Here is a 3,351-nt window from a genome sequence, read left to right on the forward strand (position 1 = left end):
CCACCACGACACCTCCCACTTCGGTCAGACCAACGGTGCAACGGCGGACAAGTTTGTGCAGTACAAGCAGTACCACATGCGCCAGTTCCGCTACATGATTGAAAATCTGGCGGCGCAGACGGATACCGACGGCAATACCGTGTTGCATAACACCGTGATCTTCCTGTGTTCCGAACTGGGCCACAGCGACTACCACGATCATCGCAACATGCCGTTCATCCTGGCGGGTAATGCCGGTGGCGCGCTGCAAACCGGCCGTTATCTGGACTTTGATGGCGACGCCCACAGCAAGTTGCTGGTATCAATCGCCAACATGATGGGCGTCAACATTGATCGCTTCGGATACGCAGGGCATGGCCTGGGAGGCTTGCAAGGTCTGGTGTAAGACAACAATAACAAGCGGTAACGCTGTGTTGGGTAATACCTGTAACGAGTAACAAGAAAAACCCTGGCCCCGGTGATGGATCACCGGGGCCTTTTTGTGAGGTTTTCAGGCAGCCATCCGCCAGCGAGGAAGAATCCCAAACACCTCATTCACTGAGAAGGATTCCGGTGTCCTTGCCATCCAGGCTTTTGGCATTGCCACTCACCCAGGCCGCCTCAAGAGCTTCCTGCCCGACCCGGTCCGCATTATCCTGCAACAGGGAGCGGTCTCCTTCGAAAGCGTAGAAAGGTACCGCATAGCCGCAGGAAGTCTGCGCCATATCGATGCTCAGATCGAAGATCTGGCGGGCACCGGTGTAATCCGGAAACAGCCCGTAAAGCTCATCCCAGTCCTTGTCCCGGGGGTGAACCACCTTCGCGGTGCCATACAACCGCAGGATCAGGGGCTTGCGGTCAAACGAGCAGAACATCAGCGTCATCCGGCCATTTTCCAGCACGTGGGCTGCAGACTCATTGCCGCTTCCGGTAAGGTTGAGCCACACGACCCGCCCCGGACCCACTATCCGCAGGCTGTCCAGGCCCTTGGGTGAGACATTCACCAGGCCTTCGGCCCCGGCCGTTCCCACAAAGAACATTTTTTGTTCGCTGATAAACTCAATCAGTTTCGGTGACAGTTCGGGGTATTGCTTGGCCATCGTGCGACTCCTTCCGCTGCTGGAATTAAGCCTGTTTATTTGAAAGAACTATTTATTTGAACCGGAAGATTATCGCGGATTGATCGGAATCACCAGATTGCCGGCAATATCACTTGCCCGTACCCCGGGATGCTCGCTAGCATGGCCTGAACCCGGACCGGGTAACATGGCGAGCGCCTGTGCATTGCCTGTACCGGGCACTCCATCAAACAAGGATTGTCTCAATGTCTGACATGCCAAAGGTGTACCTGGCCGGACCTGAAGTATTCTTTCCCGCGCCACTCCACAAGACCATTGTCGCCCGCAAGAAGGCCATGCTGACCAGTTACGGCCTGGCCGGCGCAGATCCGCTGGATAACGCCCTTGAGCTGCCGGAAGACGAGGCCGGCCCGGCACAGGCCAATCGTATCTACCAGGCTAACCGGAAGCTGATGGATGACTGCCAGGCCATTATTGCCAACCTCACCCCCTTTCGTTCCATCAGCGCTGACCCGGGAACCGTATTTGAAGTCGGCTACATGGTCGGTCAGGGCAAACTGGCCGTCGGTTTTACCCTGGATGAGCGTGACTACCGTCGCCGCTCAGGCTCCCGCGACGGCTTTGATGCCAACGGCCACAGCATTGAGGATTTCGGGCTCAGCGATAACCTGATGATCGATTGCAGCATTCAGGCCTCCGGCGGCGCCCTCTTTCGCCTGGCGGGGTTTTCCACCGAAGGCAACGGCGATACCGCCCCGGCTTTCTTTGATGAGGAGCTGTTCCAGCGCTGCGCCGAGGCAGTGGCAGAGGTGCTTGGCACCCACAACTGACCCCACCGGTGCCGCCGCAATTGCGTTACCGCCCAGCGCCTTATACAATTCCGGCCCTTGAGTTGCCCGGATGGTGAAATTGGTAGACACAAGAGACTTAAAATCTCTCGGCCGCAAGGCCGTGCCGGTTCGATTCCGGCTCCGGGCACCATTTTCCGCAATGATCCACGAATTTCCTCCCGCAACGCAGCCTAACCACTGTTTCGCTCGGCATAGCCGGTTCCCACTGCTTCTTGGTATTTGGTATTTGGTATTTGGTATTGGTGACTTCCTCATTGGCCCTCATCGCTTTGAGTATGGCGTGTCGCGCGTATGCGTCGCCATCAACGCCGTTGGCAGGCTCCCCGTAGTGGTTTACCATCTTCTGGATGAGAATCGTCACACATCCTTTGTTGGTCCACCGTTATTGCCCGGCTGCACCCCGCCTCAACCCACGGGTTCCGCCTGAACCAGCGATCTGTCTGCACCAGCAGTTGAGAGATTCAGATGCCCGGGCGTAAATGGTTTGTTAAATACCTGCTGGCCCTGAGGAACGGTCTGCGCATTCTGGCGGCACCGGTCAAAGGGGACAGCGGCCGGGGCGGGCTCTTCATCCACGCCTATCGGGGTTATGGCTCCAGCGAGCGTGTGTTCCTGATGGGGCGGGTGTTCCGCCAGCCAGGGTTCGGGTCCTCCATGCGCGAGGACTGGCTGAAACGCGATCTGGTGGATCTGCTCCGCCGGCTGCTGCGCAAACCCATGGTGGGTGCGCAGGTGCGGGTCAGATACAAGGATACCGACACCGTTGTCGAGACAGACCGGCACGGCTATTTTCGGGTCGACATGAAGCTCGGCGCCATGCCCTCCGACGTCACCTGGCACTCTGTCGAGCTGTCACTGGATAATCCGGTCGATGATCGCGCCACAACCACCGGTGAGTTCTTTACACCAACCCATACCGCCACTTATGGCGTTATCAGCGATATCGACGATACCGTGGTCTATACCGGCGTTGCCAATACCGCAAAGATGATGTGGCGACTCTTTGCCCAGGGTTCGGACAGCCGTGTGCTTTTCACCGGAGTGCCAGAGCTGTATCAGGGGTTCTGCCAGGGCCGCAGTGGTACAGACGGTAATCCTCTGGTTTACGTATCCCGGGCCCCCTGGAGCATCTATGAGGTGCTTGTGGCGTTGTTCCGAATGCACCACATCCCGAACGGCCCCATTCTGGTCCTCCGGGAATGGGGCATGAAGCGTGGCAGCCTCCTGCCCCTGCGTGCCCGCGCCCACAAGATAGACGCCATTCGTCACGTTCTCGATGTCTATGGCACCCTGCCTTTCGTGCTGGTGGGGGATTCCGGGCAGCATGATCCCGAGATTTACGCCCGTATACTTCGGGAAAACCCCGGTCGCATCCTCGCCATATACATCCGCGATGTCAGTCACAACCCGGACCGGGCCGAAGCCATAGCGAAACTGGCCCG

4 protein-coding genes and 1 tRNA gene are annotated in these 3,351 nt (G+C 58.1%); 4 read left to right on the plus strand and 1 reads right to left on the minus strand.

The window, feature by feature from the left end; translation table 11 throughout:
* Positions 1 to 385: hypothetical protein (locus AAC035_RS19900; protein ID WP_339806863.1), on the plus strand; the 385-nt coding region annotated here is incomplete at its 5' end.
* A 145-nt stretch (positions 386 to 530) separates the two neighbouring features.
* Here AAC035_RS19900 and AAC035_RS19905 read toward each other — a convergent pair.
* Complete coding sequence (locus AAC035_RS19905; protein WP_339806864.1) at positions 531 to 1,079, minus strand: pyridoxamine 5'-phosphate oxidase family protein; 549 nt, start codon at positions 1,077 to 1,079, stop codon at positions 531 to 533.
* Between the two features lie 224 nt (positions 1,080 to 1,303).
* Between AAC035_RS19905 and AAC035_RS19910 the strand changes: the two genes are divergently transcribed.
* From AAC035_RS19910 to AAC035_RS19920, 3 genes are all read left to right on the plus strand, one after another.
* Positions 1,304 to 1,888 carry a nucleoside 2-deoxyribosyltransferase gene (locus tag AAC035_RS19910; RefSeq protein WP_339806865.1) on the plus strand — a complete coding sequence of 195 codons (585 nt, stop codon included), beginning with the start codon at positions 1,304 to 1,306 and terminating at the stop codon, positions 1,886 to 1,888.
* Positions 1,889 to 1,952: 64 nt separating this feature from the next.
* Positions 1,953 to 2,039 (plus strand) — tRNA-Leu (locus AAC035_RS19915).
* Positions 2,040 to 2,374: 335 nt separating this feature from the next.
* The coding region (locus tag AAC035_RS19920) for a phosphatase domain-containing protein (RefSeq protein WP_339806866.1) at positions 2,375 to 3,351 on the plus strand (977 nt) is incomplete at its 3' end.

The organism is uncultured Marinobacter sp., assembly GCF_963974375.1.
Classification (GTDB): Bacteria; Pseudomonadota; Gammaproteobacteria; order Pseudomonadales; family Oleiphilaceae; genus Marinobacter.